This is a genomic window from Rhodoferax sp. (assembly GCF_037143375.1).
Lineage (GTDB): Bacteria > Pseudomonadota > Gammaproteobacteria > Burkholderiales > Burkholderiaceae_C > Rhodoferax.
The window spans coordinates 1-15,414 of the sequence record NZ_JBAWYV010000081.1; the positions used below are offsets into that span (position 1 = coordinate 1).

13 protein-coding genes are annotated in these 15,414 nt (G+C 58.9%); 5 read left to right on the plus strand and 8 right to left on the minus strand.

The features are described from left to right. Positions 1-959 (minus strand): HipA domain-containing protein (locus tag WCG50_RS12360; protein ID WP_336899908.1); only part of this gene is annotated, 959 nt, incomplete at its 3' end. Then, positions 956-1,312 carry an XRE family transcriptional regulator gene (locus tag WCG50_RS12365; RefSeq protein ID WP_336899909.1) on the minus strand — a complete coding sequence of 119 codons (357 nt, stop codon included), beginning with the start codon at positions 1,310-1,312 and terminating at the stop codon, positions 956-958. The genes WCG50_RS12365 and WCG50_RS12360, both read right to left, overlap by 4 nt. A 145-nt stretch (positions 1,313-1,457) precedes the next feature. Between WCG50_RS12365 and WCG50_RS12370 the strand changes: the two genes are divergently transcribed. The 5 genes from WCG50_RS12370 to WCG50_RS12390 all read left to right on the plus strand — a co-directional run bounded on the left by WCG50_RS12370 (position 1,458) and on the right by WCG50_RS12390 (position 9,414). Further along, positions 1,458-2,552 (plus strand): patatin-like phospholipase family protein, encoded by a 1,095-nt coding sequence (locus tag WCG50_RS12370; protein ID WP_336899910.1) that lies wholly within the window; start codon positions 1,458-1,460, stop codon positions 2,550-2,552. Between the two features lie 132 nt (positions 2,553-2,684). Beyond that, positions 2,685-4,157, plus strand: coding sequence for an RNB domain-containing ribonuclease (locus WCG50_RS12375; protein WP_336899911.1), 1,473 nt, complete (start codon positions 2,685-2,687; stop codon positions 4,155-4,157). Between the two features lie 78 nt (positions 4,158-4,235). Then, complete coding sequence (locus WCG50_RS12380) at positions 4,236-5,327, plus strand: NrtA/SsuA/CpmA family ABC transporter substrate-binding protein (protein WP_336899912.1); 1,092 nt, start codon at positions 4,236-4,238, stop codon at positions 5,325-5,327. Positions 5,328-5,342: 15 nt separating this feature from the next. Beyond that, positions 5,343-8,915, plus strand: a complete 3,573-nt coding sequence (locus WCG50_RS12385) for an EAL domain-containing protein (RefSeq protein WP_336899913.1) — start codon at positions 5,343-5,345, stop codon at positions 8,913-8,915. A 109-nt stretch (positions 8,916-9,024) separates the two neighbouring features. Further along, positions 9,025-9,414 (plus strand): PilZ domain-containing protein, encoded by a 390-nt coding sequence (locus WCG50_RS12390; protein WP_336899914.1) that lies wholly within the window; start codon positions 9,025-9,027, stop codon positions 9,412-9,414. On the opposite strand, the gene WCG50_RS12395 is transcribed toward WCG50_RS12390, so the two are convergent. From WCG50_RS12395 to WCG50_RS12420, 6 genes are all read right to left on the minus strand, one after another. After that, positions 9,411-10,370, minus strand: coding sequence for a tetratricopeptide repeat protein (locus tag WCG50_RS12395; RefSeq protein WP_336899915.1), 960 nt, complete (start codon positions 10,368-10,370; stop codon positions 9,411-9,413). The genes WCG50_RS12390 and WCG50_RS12395 overlap by 4 nt on opposite strands. Before the next feature lie 115 nt (positions 10,371-10,485). Continuing rightward, positions 10,486-10,920, minus strand: coding sequence for a hypothetical protein (locus WCG50_RS12400; protein WP_336899916.1), 435 nt, complete (start codon positions 10,918-10,920; stop codon positions 10,486-10,488). 205 nt (positions 10,921-11,125) lie between these two features. Next, complete coding sequence (locus WCG50_RS12405; RefSeq protein ID WP_336899917.1) at positions 11,126-12,799, minus strand: cation acetate symporter; 1,674 nt, start codon at positions 12,797-12,799, stop codon at positions 11,126-11,128. After that, positions 12,799-13,116 (minus strand): DUF485 domain-containing protein, encoded by a 318-nt coding sequence (locus tag WCG50_RS12410; RefSeq protein ID WP_336899918.1) that lies wholly within the window; start codon positions 13,114-13,116, stop codon positions 12,799-12,801. The genes WCG50_RS12405 and WCG50_RS12410 overlap by 1 nt, the downstream gene beginning before the upstream one ends. A 36-nt stretch (positions 13,117-13,152) precedes the next feature. Continuing rightward, positions 13,153-14,934 (minus strand): acyl-CoA dehydrogenase, encoded by a 1,782-nt coding sequence (locus WCG50_RS12415; protein ID WP_336899919.1) that lies wholly within the window; start codon positions 14,932-14,934, stop codon positions 13,153-13,155. A 36-nt stretch (positions 14,935-14,970) separates the two neighbouring features. Further along, on the minus strand, positions 14,971-15,414 hold a 444-nt coding region (locus tag WCG50_RS12420; protein ID WP_336899920.1), incomplete at its 5' end, for a MaoC family dehydratase.

Consider the following 15,414-nt stretch of genomic DNA (forward strand, 5'->3'; position numbering starts at 1 on the left):
TAGCTGCAGGCGTCGGTCATCAGCAGGACGTGGTTTTTTTCGTGGTCATCGGTGTTGTCGATCAGGATGTTGAACACCATGCGCCGAAACAACTCCCGTTGTTGCGCCAGACTGACGCCGCCCTGCACCACGCCCCGGCGCCGCAAGAGTTGGGCGAGTTCCGGGTAACCCATCCCGGAACCCGCCGCCTTGAGCGCCACCCGTGCTGACAGCGCATGGCGTCTAAAAGCCCCCTCGCGGTCAAACCGCTGCACTGCCAGCGCGTGGCCTCGGGGCAGCCTAATGGGCCGCGTGTTGGCAACCCGAATGCCCGCTGTGGCGGCCAGCGTCATGGCCGCGTGTTCTACCAGCGGCGTGTCCACCGCGTCTCCCGGCTCGGCAAACTTCACGATCCAGGGCGCCCCCTCCAGTTCGATCAAGGCTTTGGGCCGCGCGCCGCCCAAGGTCACGCCCGGCGCCATCAGGCGGCTGTGTTGTGGTGCGACTGGTTCGCCATTCATGATGTTTTGGATCAACCCGGCCATCGTGCTCACATCACCCAAATGGGGCAGGGGGCCCAGTCGGCGGGGCAAGTAGGCCTGTTCAAAAACCGAAACGCCCAAGGCACCAAAGCGCTCATCCCCGGCGTAAAACAGGTAGTCCAGCAGCGACAGGCGGGGCGGTTTGTCTAGCCAGCGGATCACGCGTTCACCCCAGCGGTCGGGGCGGGCGTCATCGACAGCACCCACCGCCGTTTCTTTGTCGTGGGGCATCCATTCAATGTCGCGTAGCGGCAGGTCTTCGCTGAGCGCAAAACCGGATTTGAGCCAAGCCGGTGCATAGCGCAACGAGACGCCCTGACTGGCGCGCACCGTCTTCAGGGTGCCAATCAAAACCGGGCGCTCGGGTTGGGCCAGCCACCACAAATACAGCGCATCCGAGGGGCGGTAAAGGCTGAGGTCGAATTCGGCTGGGTTCATGGCTGCGCCTCCAGTCTTGCCGCCACCGACATGGGTTTGCGCACCGAGCGCAGGCTGGCCACCCGCACTTCGGCCTCCAGCGCGCCGAGGTCAAGATGGGGTGCGGCCAGTTCAGGAATACATTGGGCGCGCCCCAGTAGCCACAAGGCACTGGCGTAAACCCCAAAAGCGACGCTGGGGTCGCCAAGTTCCATGCGGGTCAGCGTCGGCTCGGACACCCCCACGCGCTGCGCCCATGCTTTTCGTGACTCGCGCCGTCGTTTGCGTGCAATCGTCAGGTTGTCGCCCAGTTGGCGGAGCTGCGCCAGGACCGCTGGCGGCAAGGTGCTGAGGGCTGCAGATCGTTTTGACATAAAGTTTATGCTATCACTTCATGCTAATTAAGTACATTTATATTGTTTAAAACAGAATGTCAAGCATGGTCATCACCGTGTGTAGGTGAAAACCCTATACTGATTTCGACTGACCCAGCCTCACGGGTGCAGACAAGGAACCCCGATGACCGACCCCGACTCCGACACCGTACCGCGGCGTAACGCTTTGACCCTGTTGCCCGTGTTGAACCGCTTTAAAAGTCTGGTCAGTGCGTCACCCGCCCGCCTCAACCTGGCGCTGCAGGGTGGCGGCTCGCATGGGGCGTTTACCTGGGGTGTGCTGGATGCGCTGCTCGACCATACCGGCATGGCGTTTGAGGGCTTGAGTGGCAGCAGCGCCGGGGCCATGAATGCGGTGGTGTTTGCCGACGGCTGGATGAAGGGCGGGCGCGATGGCGCGCGCCAGGGTTTGGCCAATTTCTGGACCGAGGTGGGCAAGCAAATGCCTTGGGCCTCGATGACCCAGGGCGAGGGCGAGTCCATCAGCCTGTCGCCCGCGAGCAAGTTGCTGGCGAATTGGGCCGGGCGTTTTTCACCGTCACAACTCAACCCGTTCGAGCTGAACCCCTTGCGTGACTTGCTGCTGGCGCAGGTTGATTTTGAGCGCTTGCGCCAACACAGCCCGTTCAAACTGTTTATCGGAACCACGCAGGCCAACACCGGCAAACTGCGGGTGTTTCGCGAGCACGAACTCACGGTGGATGTGCTGCTCGCCTCCGCTTGCCTGCCCAAAATCCACCACTCGGTGGAGATCGATGGTGAACCGTATTGGGATGGTGGCTACTCGGCCAATCCGGCCATATTTCCGCTTTTTTATGACTGCGACGCCAGCGATATCTTGCTGGTTCTGCTCAGCCCCCTGAAGCACGAAGGCACGCCGCACACCGTGGAACAGATTGAAGCCCGCATTGCCGAGCTGACCTTCAGCGCCAACTTTATGCGTGAGATGCGGATGTTTGCGCAAGCCATTGAGTTTTCCAGCCCCAGCTTCGTGACGTGGGGCAGCCTGGAGCGGCGGCTGCAAAAATTGCGCTTTCACATGATTGACTCCAGCCAGGTGGTGAGCCTGCAGCGCACCGAGACCAAGCTCATTGCGCACACGCCTTTTCTGGCGTTGCTGCGCGACCAGGGCCGCGAGCGTGCTGTCGAGTGGCTCAGCAACCACCGGGGCGACATCGGTCGCCGCGCCACGGTTGATTTGAAACAGTGCTTCACCTGAAAAGGGGGGCTGTGCGTTATTCGATACTTAGGGGTTGTTTAGGCCTCTAGCCCCCGTCATATATGCGTAAGTAGCTATATAAACAATAGCAAAAGGTGCGCAGGCGATGTTCGCTGCGTGTATATTGACCGCATGAACGCCAACCACCACCATCACCGCTCCGACCTGGTTCGACTTGCCACCCGTGCCATGTCCGAGCGCGGCTTGCAGCCTGAGTTTTCAGACAAGGTCAAGCAGCAGTTGGCCCACATCACCGGGCCCGCGGATGAGCGCAGCGCCGACATTCGCGACCTGACCGGTTTGCTGTGGTGTTCGATTGACAACGACGATTCACTCGATCTGGACCAGCTCACGGTGTCCGAGGTGCTGGCGCAGGGCGCCGTCAAGCTACTAGTGGCGATTGCCGATGTGGACGCGCTGGTTAAAAAAGGCAGCGCCATTGACGACCACGCCCGCGCCAACACCAGCTCGGTCTACACCTCGGCGCGCATATTTCCGATGTTGCCCGAGCGCTTGTCTACCGACCTGACCTCGCTCAACCCGCAGGTCGACCGGCTGGCGCTGGTGACCGAGATGGTCTTCGACGCCGACGCCACGCTGGTCAGCGCCACGCTGTACCGGGCCCGCGTGCGCAACCAGGCCAAGCTGGCCTATGACGCGGTCAGCGCCTGGATCGATGGCACCGGCCCGTTGCCCCAAGCCGCAGCGGTGGTGTCGGGCATGGCGGCACAGCTGAAAACACAAGACACGCTGGCCCAGAAACTCAAAGTGCTGCGCCATTTGGCGGGCTCGCTGGAGTTCCAGAGCTTTCAGCCACGGGCCGTGTTTGACGGTGAGAAAGTGGTCGACCTGCGCCAACAAGAGCAAAACCGCGCCCGTCAGTTGATCGAGGAGGTGATGATCGCCACCAATGGCTGCACCGCACGCCATCTGGCGGCGCAGGGTGGTTCCTCGCTGCGTCGCGTGGTGCGCTCTCCCGAGCGCTGGTTGCGCATCGTGGCGGTGGCCAAAGAATATGGCGAAACCTTGCCCAACGAGCCGGATTCCAAAGCGCTGGAGAACTTCTTGTCCAAACGCCACCGGGCTGATCCGCTGCGTTTTCCGGATCTGTCGCTGGTCATCGTCAAGCTCATGGGTCGGGGCGAGTATGTGGTGGAGACCAAGGGCCAGTTGCCCATTGGCCACTTTGGGTTGGCAGTGCGCGATTACATCCACTCCACTGCGCCCAACCGGCGTTTCCCGGATCTGATCACCTCGCGCCTGCTGAAAGCGGCGCTGGCGCACCAGACCGCGCCGTATTCCACCGCTGAGCTGGCGGCTTTGGCCCAGCATTGCACGCGTCAGGAAGACGCCGCGCAAAAGGTGGAGCGCCAAATTACCAAGTCCGAAGCCGCCTTGGTGCTGGAGTCGCACATCGGCCAGCACTTTGAGGGCATCGTGACCGGCAACTCTCAGGATGGTGTTTGGGTGCGGGTTTTCTCGCCACCCGCCGAGGGCAAACTGGTCAGCCATGCGCCTGATTTGAAAGTCGGCAACAAGGTTCGCGTCAAGCTGGTGTCGACGAATGTGGAGCGGGGTTTCATCGATTTTGTGCTGGCAAGTTAACAAAAAACATTCCAGCCTGTAGCAGGCTCCGTTACTATTTCTGCCTTCAAATATCCATGTTTGGGCACAGGAAAAAGTATGAATCGGACGCTCTACCCGCTGTACTTGCAGAAAATTCTGGCCATCGGCGTGCTGGCTTTGGGGCTTTTGCCCAGCAGTGCCAAGGCTCAGGCGTATTTCGACCGCTACGGCCTGGTGGCCGATTCCTCTGCGGTTGACCTCGGTATTCAGCCTCTGGGCTATCCCTCAGGGGTCATCAGCGCGGTCATGCAGCACGACCGCATCCTGAAAGCGACGCTTGCACAAAGCGGGCAACCCCTCAAGACGCATCCCTTTCGGCGTGGTGCCGACATGGTGGCCTTGTTGGCTGATCATCGCCTTGAAGCCGGCTTGTTGGGCGACATGCCCACGATTCTGGCCGCCGCCACCGCCAACGTCTGGGTGGTGGGTCTGGTCAAACAAACCTCGACGGCCATCGTGGCCAAGGGCGACACGCAAGTCAGGGGGCTGGCCGGCAAGCGCATTGGTTATGTCGAGGCGTCCAGCGCGCACCACACCTTGCTGCAGGCGCTGGCTTCGGCGGGACTGAGCGAGAGCCGGGTCAAGCTGGTGGCGCTGGGGGTCGATGAGATGCCTGAGGCCTTGGCACGCGGCGATATTGACGCTTTTGCGGCCTGGGAGCCGGCCCCCTCCATCGCCCTCGGTCAAAGCGACAAGGTCCGCATCGTGTCGCGGGGTTTGAGCACCGATTATTTTGTCATTGAGCAGCATTTTGAAAAGCAATCGCCGGAGGCGGCGCGCCACTTGGTGGCGGGTTTTGTGCGTGCCATTGAATGGATGCGGCGCAGCCAGCGCAACGTAGAAAAAGCCACCGTTTGGGCCATGGCCGATGCGCAAGCCCTGTCTGGCAAGGTGGGGTCGTTGTCAGTGGCCCAGATCGTGTCCATTACACAGCGCGAGATTCTCAATATCCCCTCCGCGCCAGCCATCCTGAAGAGCCCGGGTGCCCCGCCTTTGAAAAATGAGTTTTTGTTTTTGACCGGTTTGGGCAAGATGCCCACGGGCGGGACCTGGGACAACGTGGAGACCGCGTTCACCTATGACGGCCTGGCACGGGTCATGGCCGACCCGCGGCGATTCCAGTTAGCGACCTTCGACTACGAAGACTAAGTGATCCGAATTGGCATGACAACCCATTTATCAACGCGAATTACAGGCTACTTTGGCGCGCTCTTTCTGGCCGCCATGGGCATACTTTTTTTCCTTTGGTATTTTGGGTTACCTCAGTTCGGCCATGTCGGTGCCAGCGAGCAGCGTCTGAACGAAGCGGTGCGCATCATGGAGGTCAAGGCAGATATTCAACGTGCCTTGGTCGCCAACACCCTGCGTGAGCGCCGTGGCGATCTGCTCGTTGTTGCTGAAAACAAAACGCTTGCCAAACAACTGGCCGAGCGTGATCCATTAATTCAGCAAGATGTCCAGCGCGTGTTTGACCGCATGCAGCGGGCCTATCCTGATCGTTATGAACGACTGCTAATCGTGGACCCCTCCACCCGGCGGATTACAGCGAGCAGTGTGAATGAGGATGTGGGGCAACTCTTTCAGGACCCCGATCTGATCCAGCGTGCAACGCAACCGGGGGCGCTGGAAATGGTGGAACAACTGCCTGCCACCCAAAGCGCACCGGCCTTGGTCATCGCCCGTCAAATTCATGCCCCGGATGAGTATGGTTACACCACGGGGAAACTGGTCGGCATTCTCATCGCCTTTGTGGATCTTCGGCACTTTATTTCAGCCGGTTTTTTCGACGAAATGCCGATTTCGGGGCAACGTGGAAACACCTTGTTGTTTGATCCGGCGGGACAGCTTTTGGCCCGTTTTCCGAGCGTTGCCCCAGGGCAAGAAACTTTCAAGCTCAACAGCGAGGTGGCCGCAGGTTTTGAAGGAACCCTGAAGGCAACCGATACCAGCGGCCAGGCCTTGGTCGTGGTGTACCGCCACCTTCAGCTCAGTGGCACACAAGGTTGGACACTCGTGCACTACGCGCGCCAGATTGAGGCACTGGGTGAGTTGAAAGGGCGGGCTAATACGCTGCTGATTGCCGGCCTGATCCTCACGCTGGTCGCCCTGGTACTGATCTGGTTGTTTGCACGCCGCCTTACTCGCCCGCTGCAAGCGCTGGCTGGCGGCGCACGCCAATTGGGATTGGGAGATATGTCAGTTCGGGTCCCAAATAACCCGGGCTATAGCCGTGAGTTTGGCGATTTGTCTGACGCCTTCAACGGCATGGCCGAAAGCGTTCAAAAAGCGCACCAAACCCTTGAAGCCAAGGTGTTGGAGCGCACCGCAAATTTACGCGCCACGCTGGATGCCATTCCTGATCTGATGTTCGAGATGGGGCTTGATGGCAGTTACTACGACTACCACTCGCCGCGCTTTGACTTATTGATTGCGCCGGCGCAAGACCTGATTGGTAAAAAGATCACTGATGTGATGCAACCCGCTGCCGCAGAGGTTGTGATGGCCGCGCTGCAAGAGGCCCATGCACGAGGGCATTCAAGCGGCAAGCAGATCGAGCTGGACCTGCCCCAAGGAAAAAAGTGGTTTGAATTGTCGATTGCCCGCAAGGAGATGCTTCCCAGCGAGTCACCTCGTTTCATCGTTCTTTCGCGCGACATCACCGAGCGCAAACTGGCCGAAGACAACCTGATGCTGGCGGCCAGCGTCTTCACCTGCGCCCGCGAAGCGATCATGATCACCTCAATCGACGGCACCATCATTGACGTCAATGAAGCCTTTACCCACATCACCAGTTATGGCCGTGAGGAGGTGCTGGGCCAGAACCCGCGCATCCTGAGTTCGGGTCGCCAGGAAAAAGAGTTTTACGCCACCCTCTGGCGAGATTTGATCGAGAAGGGTCATTGGTACGGTGAGGTCTGGAACCGGCGCAAGAATGGTGAGGTTTACGCGGTGATGCAGACCATCAGCGCAGTGCGCGATTCCTTGGGCCACATCAGCCAGTACGTGGCGCTGTTCTCTGATATTACGGCCATCAAGGAGCACCAAAGCCAGTTGGAACACATTGCCCACTATGACGTGCTCACCAGCTTGCCTAACCGCTCGCTGCTGGCCGACCGGTTACAGCAATCCATGAGCCAGGCGCAGCGGCGAGGGCAATTGCTGGCCGTGGCCTACCTCGATCTTGATGGTTTCAAGCTGATCAACGACCGCCACGGTCATGAAATCGGTGACCAGTTGCTGATTGCCCTGGCCAACCGCATGAAGGATTCGTTGCGTGAAGTCGATACGCTGGCCCGCTTGGGCGGCGATGAGTTTGTCGCGATCCTGCTGGACCTGGAGGATGTGTCAGCGAGCGAAACCTTGCTGGAGCGCCTACTGGTGGCCGCCGCCTTGCCCGTGCATATGGGTGCGCTGGTGCTGCAGCTTTCCGCCAGTTTGGGCGTCACTTTTTATCCGCAGGCCCAAGAGGTGGAGGCCGATCAATTGCTGCGCCAGGCTGATCAGGCCATGTACCAGGCCAAGCTGGCCGGTAAGAACCGTTTCCATGTGTTCGATGCCGAGCAGGACAGCAGCGTGCGCGGGCACCACGAAAGCCTGGAGCGCATCCGCCGCGCCTTGACTGAACACGAATTTGTTCTGTATTACCAGCCCAAGGTCAACTTGCGCACGGGCCGCGTAATTGGGGCTGAAGCCCTGATCCGCTGGCAGCACCCCGACAAGGGTCTGCTCTCCCCGTCGGTGTTTCTGCCGGTGATCGAAGATCATCCCTTGGCCGTTGATGTTGGCGAGTGGGTGATTGACACCGCGCTAACCCAAATGGACCGTTGGCGCGCGCTGGGGTTGGACGTGCCGGTGAGCGTGAACGTCGGTGCCCGCCAGTTGCAGCAGGCGAACTTTGTGGACCGGTTGGTGGTCCTGTTGGCGGGCCACCCGCAAGTCAGTCCTTGCAATCTGGAATTGGAAGTACTGGAAACCAGTGCCTTGCAAGACCTGGCCCGCGTCTCGCGCGTGATCGAAGCTTGCCGTGAGATTGGGGTGCGCTTTGCTCTCGACGATTTCGGCACCGGCTATTCTTCGCTCACCTACCTGAAACGGTTGTCGGTCGCGCAACTCAAGATCGACCAGAGTTTTGTGCGCGACATGCTCGACGATCCGGATGATTTGGCCATTTTGGACGGCGTGATCAGCTTGGCCAGCGCGTTTCGCCGGGAGGTGATTGCCGAAGGGGTTGAGACCGTGGCGCATGGCGAAATGCTGCTGCAATTGGGCTGCGACCTGGCACAGGGCTTCGGCATCTCCCGACCCATGCCAGCCGCAGATTTTTTGGGCTGGGCGCAGGGCTGGCAACCCGATCCAAGCTGGTGCCATGTGCCCTTGGCCCGGCGTGAAGATTTGCCGTTGCTTTTTGCCAGTGTCGAGCACCGGGCCTGGGTAAAAACACTGGAAAATTATCTAAGGGCTGGCATAGACAAGCCGCCGACGCTGGAGCACCCGCAGCAACACTTCAGATTCTGGATGGAGGGGGCTGGCTTGGTGCGCCCCGGCGTCCAGCCCATCTTTTCGAGTATCGATACTTTGCATCAGCAGCTGTTGGCGCTGGCCAGTGAGTTGAGTGCCCTCAAGGTCCAGGGTCGCAGCGCAGACGTGGCGCTCCGGTTGGATGAACTTCACCGCTTGAGCAACGCCTTGCTGGAACAACTCAATGGGCTGGTGCGTCAAAGCATTACCGTTGTTTAAGAGTTGCGTTTTGCATTAAAGCCCCGTAACCTCGGAACAAAATAAACGTCATTTCTAACAACTCAACGCGCTACTCGGCGCCCTCTGTTTCTGGAACCAATTGCTCACTATGAAAACCAATCCCGTCAAGAGCCAGCGTCATTTTTCACGTGTGCCGTTTAGCGCCGCCGTGCAGTTGCACCTGCACGACCGCACCATCAGCGTGCAATTGATCGATATTGCCCTCAAGGGCGCGCTGGTGAAGACAGAGACGCTGCAGGCGCTGGTGCCGATGGAGAAATGTCGTCTGGTGCTGCCACTCACCGAAGGCGGCGAGGGCATCGTGATGGCCGGGCGCATTGTTCACCTGGAGAATCAGCACGTTGGCATTGAATGCCAGGACATTGATGTGGCGAGCCTGACGCAATTGCGTCGGCTCATTGAACTTAATACGGGTGATGGCGACCTGATGAAGCGGGAACTGTCACAGTTGTTCGCCAAGCACGTACTGGCGCCTTAACTGTCCCAGTCGCCGCCGCCATCGCTGCTGGCCATGGAACTGCCACCATCGTCCCAGGAACTGGTGTCGTTGATGCCAAAGTTTTGGCCGCCCAAATCGCTGTTCTCGTTCATCGGCACATAGTCGTTGTTGGCGGCTGCTGCGGGGTGCGCTGGAGCGCTCTCGTTGTTGCCCATCAGGCTTTTGCCAATGGCTTGCGCGGCCATCACACCAGCGCCAACCGCCAAGCCCGTGGCCAAGCCGCCCATCACACGCCCACCTAAGCCACTGCCAGGAGGTTGACCGTAGCCGGGTTGACCATAAGGCTGCTGGCCGTAGCCTGGCTGTCCATAAGGCGGCGCCATGGTGGCTGCTCCGCCGCCCATGCCAAAACCTTGCGGGCCATTCAGGCCGCCGCCTTGCATGGTGGCTGGGTTGGCATAGGTGGGCTGCATCATCGGGTTATAGGCCGGGGGTTGCACCTGTTTTTTGCGCATCATGAAGATGCCAAAGGCGATGGCGCCACCGCCCAGTGCCAGCGCCAATCCCCAGGGGAATGACGAAGCAGGCGCTACCGGGGTGCTCATCGCCACGGGCCGGGCCGGGGCATTATTCACGGTCGCGGCGGGACTTTTTCCGGCTAATTGGGTGCGGAGTTTCTGCACTGCCTCCGGCTTGGCAAAGGCCAGGCCAGGGGATAGTTTTTCGGCGGTGGCCAAGGCTTCGCGAGCGCGGCTCATGTTGCCCTGTTTGGCGGCCAGTTCGGCTTGCACAAAGTGTGCTTTGGCGCTACCCGGGTGCGCCACCAGCACTTGCTGCATCATCACCTGCGCCTGCTCCAGACGTCCGCCTTGCGCGGCTTCATAAATCTGGTTCAGTGTCGGCTCGGCCTGCGCCAGGGCGCCAAGGCTAAAGGCCAACAGGGCCGCAACCGTCAGCCATTGGCCGATGCGTTGCTGGATGGATCGTTTCATCATGAATGTCGCCCTTTTAAAGGTGGTTTACGTAAGCCGGGGAGATGGTGGCAGCAATTGTTAAATTCAAGCCCGGAGCACTCCATAAATCACCAATTTAAATAGGGCTAAAACGGATCTATTGGTCACTGGCGCGCCGTGTTTGGGCGCGTTGTAGCAGCAGCGTGATCAGCAGTGCAGCGGCAGTGGATTTGGTCAGCACGGGTGATGCCGCGAGCATGTCGGTCAGGCTGTCAACGGCGTGAACGCTGACTTGCTGCACGTGGTTAACCAAGGTGATCACATCACCGGCTTGCACGCTTTGTGCGTCTTCCACCGGAATGTTCAGGTCAGGCCAACTGCTGCGAAACCGGATTTTGGCGAAGATGCCGTTGGCAATAGCGACCAGCGAGAGCACGCCCAAGGGCCGCATCAAGTGCGCCAGCAAACGGCTTTTTTCAGCTGGAGGCGCAGCAACGTAGACCTCGCTGACCAGTTGGGAAATGGCGCTTTCCGTTAACGCGGCAGCGGTTGTATCCGCTGAAGGCGTGAGGGGTAATTGGCTAGGATTCATATCGGTTTATCTCCAGGGAGAAAGGCCCGCGTTAAGCGCTGGGCAAAAGGGAGAAGAATTCCCGTAAGGATCTAAAAGCATAAACCGAGTGTGCCGTTTGGGTGTGTCAAATTGATGTAGAAATGCTTCTGTATGTAAATGGGCCGCATGAAGCGGACAAAAAAAAGCCCCGACTTGCGGGGCTTTTTTAGGAAGTAGCTACTGTTTAGTGGCTGACTGCACCATCGGCACCGAAGCCGGTTTGAGCACGAACCCACTGGTCAGCAAATGCTTCACGTTCTTTGGCTGCGCGTGGTGTCTTGTCCGTGACGGAGAAGACATAAGCGAGCAAGAAAGCGAGAGGCATGGCAAACAAGGCGGGTTGGTCGTACGGGAACAGAGGGGTTGCATAGCCCAAGACAACCACCCAGACAGATTTCGACATCACCACCAGAACCACCGCAGCGGTTAAGCCACCGTAGCCACCGGCCAACGCACCACGGGTGGTCAGACCCTTCCAGTACATCGACAGGAACAGCACGGGGAAGTTACCAGCCGCTGCAATACCGAAGGCCAGGGCCGCCATGAACGCGACGTTTTGCTTCTCAAAGGCAATGCCCAGCACCACGGCGATCAGGCCAATGGCAAAAGACGACATTTTCGAAACTTTGATTTCCTGTGCTTCAGACACTTGGCCTTTTTTGATCACCAAGGCATACAAGTCGTGCGAGATGGCAGAAGCGCCAGCCAGTGCCAGACCGGATACCACCGCCAAAATGGTCGCGAACGCCACTGCAGCGAGGAAGCCGAGCAAGATGTCGCCGCCAACGGCTTTAGCCAAGTGCATCGCCACCATATTGCCGCCGCCGATGATTTTGCCGCCGACGGTGCCGCCTTCAAAGAAGGAAGCGTCGGTGCCCACAATCACGATGGCGCACAGGCCCATGATCAAAATGACGTTGAAGAAGAAGCCGACAAAACCAGCCGCGTACAGCACCGATTTACGCGCTTCTTTGGCGTTGTTCACAGTAAAGAAACGCATCAGGATGTGTGGCAAACCAGCCAGACCAAACATCAGGCCCATCGCCAGGGAGATGGCGTTGACCGGATCTTGCAACAGCTTGCCAGGAGCAAACAGCATGTCTTTCATCTTGTGAACGTCAATCGCTTTGGCCGCCAGCGTGTTAAAGCTGAAGTCAAATTTCGAGAACGCCAACAACATGATGGCGGTACCGCCAAACATCAGCAAGCAAGCTTTGATAATTTGCACCCAGGTGGTGGCAACCATGCCGCCGAAGGTCACGTACACGACCATCAGGCAACCGACCACAATCACGGCGATGTAATAGTCCAGACCAAACAATAACTTGATCAGCTGACCAGCACCCACCATTTGCACGATGAGGTAGAAGCACACCACGGTCAAAGAGCCAATGGCGGCCATGGTTCGCACACTGCCTTGGTCCAAGCGATAGGAAGTGATGTCAGCAAAGGTGAATTTGCCCAGATTACGCAGGCGCTCGGCCATCAGGAACAGGATGATTGGCCAGCCCACGAAGAAGGCAATCATGAACAAATAGCCGTCGTAACCACTGGTGTAGACCATGGCGGTCAGACCGAGCAGCGTTGCGGCAGACATGTAGTCACCCGCCATGGCCAGACCATTCTGGAAGCCGGTAATACCACCACCAGCGGTATAGAAGTCAGAAGCCGACTTGGTGCGGCCAGCCGCCCAGTAAGTGATGGCCAATGTCAAACCGACAAAGATGGCGAACATGATGATCGCGGGGACGTTGAGCGGTTGCTTCGTCGTGGCTTCAACCGCCGGACCAGCCAGCGCAATGCTTGCGGTCCCGATGGCGGCCATGCCCGCAATGAGCTTGAGTAGTAGTTTGTTCATTATTTTTTTGCTTTCATGGATTCGCGCAGCAACTGCTCGGTCATGGCGTCGAAGTCTGAATTGGCCCGTGAGACGTAAACCGCCGTGAGCACCCAAAATAGGACAAATTGAAATAGGCCAATCACCAGGCCGGTGGTGACCAGACTGTCACCAATCTTGATGGCCAACGCGGCCGGGTTAAAGGCCACCGTCATAAAGAGGCCAAAAAACAGCACCAGAACGATGCCGGTCAGGGTCCAGGCCAAGCGTTCGCGCTTGCTGACCAGCTCCTTGAATTTCGGATTCTCGCGAATCCGTGCGTACATTTCAGAACTCATAGTTTCTCCTTCAATAAAAAATCAAATAGTTAGGGGTCAGAACATCTCAACCGACATGCGGTTGGTGGTGTTGCCTGACAGACGAATGTTTTGTGCCAGCCCAGCCGCTTGCGTCAAAACCGATTCGGCGTAGAAGCGGGCAGTGATCAGCTTGGCGGTGTAGAAAGTGGGGTCGCTGTCCATCTTGTCCTGGGCGACCATCATGGCCCGGGCCATTTGCCAACCGCAGAGAACGATGCCTGCCAGCTTGAGGTAGTTCACGGCACCGGCGTAGACCATCTTGGGGTCGCTCTTGCCGTGGGTCAAGATGAAGTCAATCGCGTCTTCCAGGGCGCGGCGGCCTTCCATCAAGGAGATCAGCATGGTGGTGCAGTCGTCATTGCCGTGAGCGGCCAGGTCTTGCTCCGTGATAGCGATCTGGGCGCATAACGCCTTGGCTACAGCGCCCTTGTCGCGCAAGGTCTTGCGACCCACGATGTCGTTGGCCTGGATAGCGGTGGTGCCTTCGTAAATAGTCAAAATGCGCGCATCACGGTAGTGCTGGGCCGCACCCGTTTCTTCGATGAAGCCCATGCCTCCATGAATCTGCACGCCCAAGCTGGCCATCTCGACCGACATCTCGGTGGAAAAGCCTTTAACCACAGGCACCAGGTATTCGTACATAGCCTGATTGCTGGCCTTGAGGGCTGCGTCAGTGGTGTTGTGCGCGGTATCACTGGCGGCAGCTGCGACATAAGCCAAAGCGCGCGTACCTTCGACATGGGCGCGCATGGTCAACAGCATGCGCTTGACGTCGGGGTGGTTGATGATGGACACCGGGCCGTCTGAGCCAGCGAGATCGCGGCTCTGGGCACGGTCATGCGCAAAGCGCACGGCCTTTTGGTAGGCGCGGTCGGCAATGGCAACACCTTGCATGCCAACCGCAAAACGGGCCGCGTTCATCATGATGAACATGTACTCCAAGCCGCGGTTTTCCTGGCCGACCAAGTAGCCGATGGCGCCACCGTTGTCGCCAAATTGCAGAACGGCGGTGGGGCTGGCCTTGATGCCGAGTTTGTGTTCAATGGAGACACACCAGGCGTCGTTGCGGGCGCCCAAAGCGCCGTCATCGCCCACCATGAATTTAGGCACCAGGAATAAGGAAATTCCTTTCACGCCTTCAGGTGCGCCAGGCACCCGGGCCAGCACCAGATGAACGATGTTCTCGGTCATGTCGTGCTCACCGTAGGTGATGAAAATCTTGGTACCAAACACCTTGTAGGTGCCGTCGGCTTGGGGCTCAGCGCGTGAGCGCACAGCAGCCAGATCCGAGCCCGCTTGCGGCTCGGTCAGGTTCATCGTGCCGGTCCACTCGCCGCTGATGAGCTTGGCGGCAAACTTGGCCTTCAGCTCATCGCTACCTGCCACCAGCAGCGCTTCAATCGCGCCGTCAGTCAGCATCGGGCACAGCGCAAACGACAGACTGGCCGCGTGCAGCATCTCGGCGCACGGTGTGGCGATGAGTTTGGGAAAGCCCTGACCCCCAAATTCGGTGGGGTGAATCACGCCTTGCCAGCCGCCTTCGGCAAACTGCTTGAACGCATCCTTGAAGCCGGGCGTGACGGTGACAACGCCGTCTTTCCAGCTGCTGGGGTTTTTGTCGCCTTCCCAGTTCAGAGGGGCCACAACGCCTTCGCAGAACTTGGCGGACTCTTCCAGCACAGCCTGCGCGGTGTCGAGGTCGTAGTCTTCAAAGCCGGGCAGTGCGCTCACTTTAGGCAGGCCGGCGAGCTCCTGCATTACAAACAGCATGTCTTTCAGGGGGGCTTGGTAGCTCATCTAGAGGGCTTTCAGAGAGAGGTTAAGGGGTGTCGATCAGGCGACGGCTTTGGCAGCTGATTGAGCGGCTTTGAGGGCGCGTCGGGCAGATGAATCGATCTTGACCGTGGCTTCGCCGTCAATGACTTTCACGCCCTTGACGCTGCAGGTGGTGTCAAGCACGGCACGGCCGCGCTCGCCAATTTCACGCACCGTGACGGTGGCATGCACGGTGTCACCGATGCGCACGGGTGCCAAAAAGTTGAGCATCTGGCTGAGGTAAACGGTGCCAGGGCCAGGCAGGCGGTTGGCCAGCGTTGCGGAAATCAGGCCGGCCGACAACATGCCGTGGGCAATGCGGCCCTTGAACGCGGTGGTAGCGGCGTACTCTTCATTGATGTGCAGGGCGTTGATGTCGCCCGAGACGCCAGCAAACATGATGATGTCCGCTTCTGTAATAGTTTTGGAAAAGGTGGCGCTCATGCCCACGCTCAGGTCTTC

What these genes read in the sequence shown, in the direction of transcription:
- WCG50_RS12395 (WP_336899915.1), bottom strand. Translation starts at nt 10,370, where the DNA reads ATGATGAAACGATCCATCCAGCAACGCATCGGCCAATGGCTGACGGTT.
- WCG50_RS12410 (WP_336899918.1), bottom strand. Translation starts at nt 13,116, where the DNA reads ATGAGTTCTGAAATGTACGCACGGATTCGCGAGAATCCGAAATTCAAG.
- WCG50_RS12415 (WP_336899919.1), bottom strand. Translation starts at nt 14,934, where the DNA reads ATGAGCTACCAAGCCCCCCTGAAAGACATGCTGTTTGTAATGCAGGAG.
- WCG50_RS12385 (WP_336899913.1), top strand. Translation starts at nt 5,343, where the DNA reads ATGACAACCCATTTATCAACGCGAATTACAGGCTACTTTGGCGCGCTC.
- WCG50_RS12405 (WP_336899917.1), bottom strand. Translation starts at nt 12,799, where the DNA reads ATGAACAAACTACTACTCAAGCTCATTGCGGGCATGGCCGCCATCGGG.
- WCG50_RS12375 (WP_336899911.1), top strand. Translation starts at nt 2,685, where the DNA reads ATGAACGCCAACCACCACCATCACCGCTCCGACCTGGTTCGACTTGCC.
- WCG50_RS12380 (WP_336899912.1), top strand. Translation starts at nt 4,236, where the DNA reads ATGAATCGGACGCTCTACCCGCTGTACTTGCAGAAAATTCTGGCCATC.
- WCG50_RS12390 (WP_336899914.1), top strand. Translation starts at nt 9,025, where the DNA reads ATGAAAACCAATCCCGTCAAGAGCCAGCGTCATTTTTCACGTGTGCCG.
- WCG50_RS12370 (WP_336899910.1), top strand. Translation starts at nt 1,458, where the DNA reads ATGACCGACCCCGACTCCGACACCGTACCGCGGCGTAACGCTTTGACC.
- WCG50_RS12400 (WP_336899916.1), bottom strand. Translation starts at nt 10,920, where the DNA reads ATGAATCCTAGCCAATTACCCCTCACGCCTTCAGCGGATACAACCGCT.
- WCG50_RS12365 (WP_336899909.1), bottom strand. Translation starts at nt 1,312, where the DNA reads ATGTCAAAACGATCTGCAGCCCTCAGCACCTTGCCGCCAGCGGTCCTG.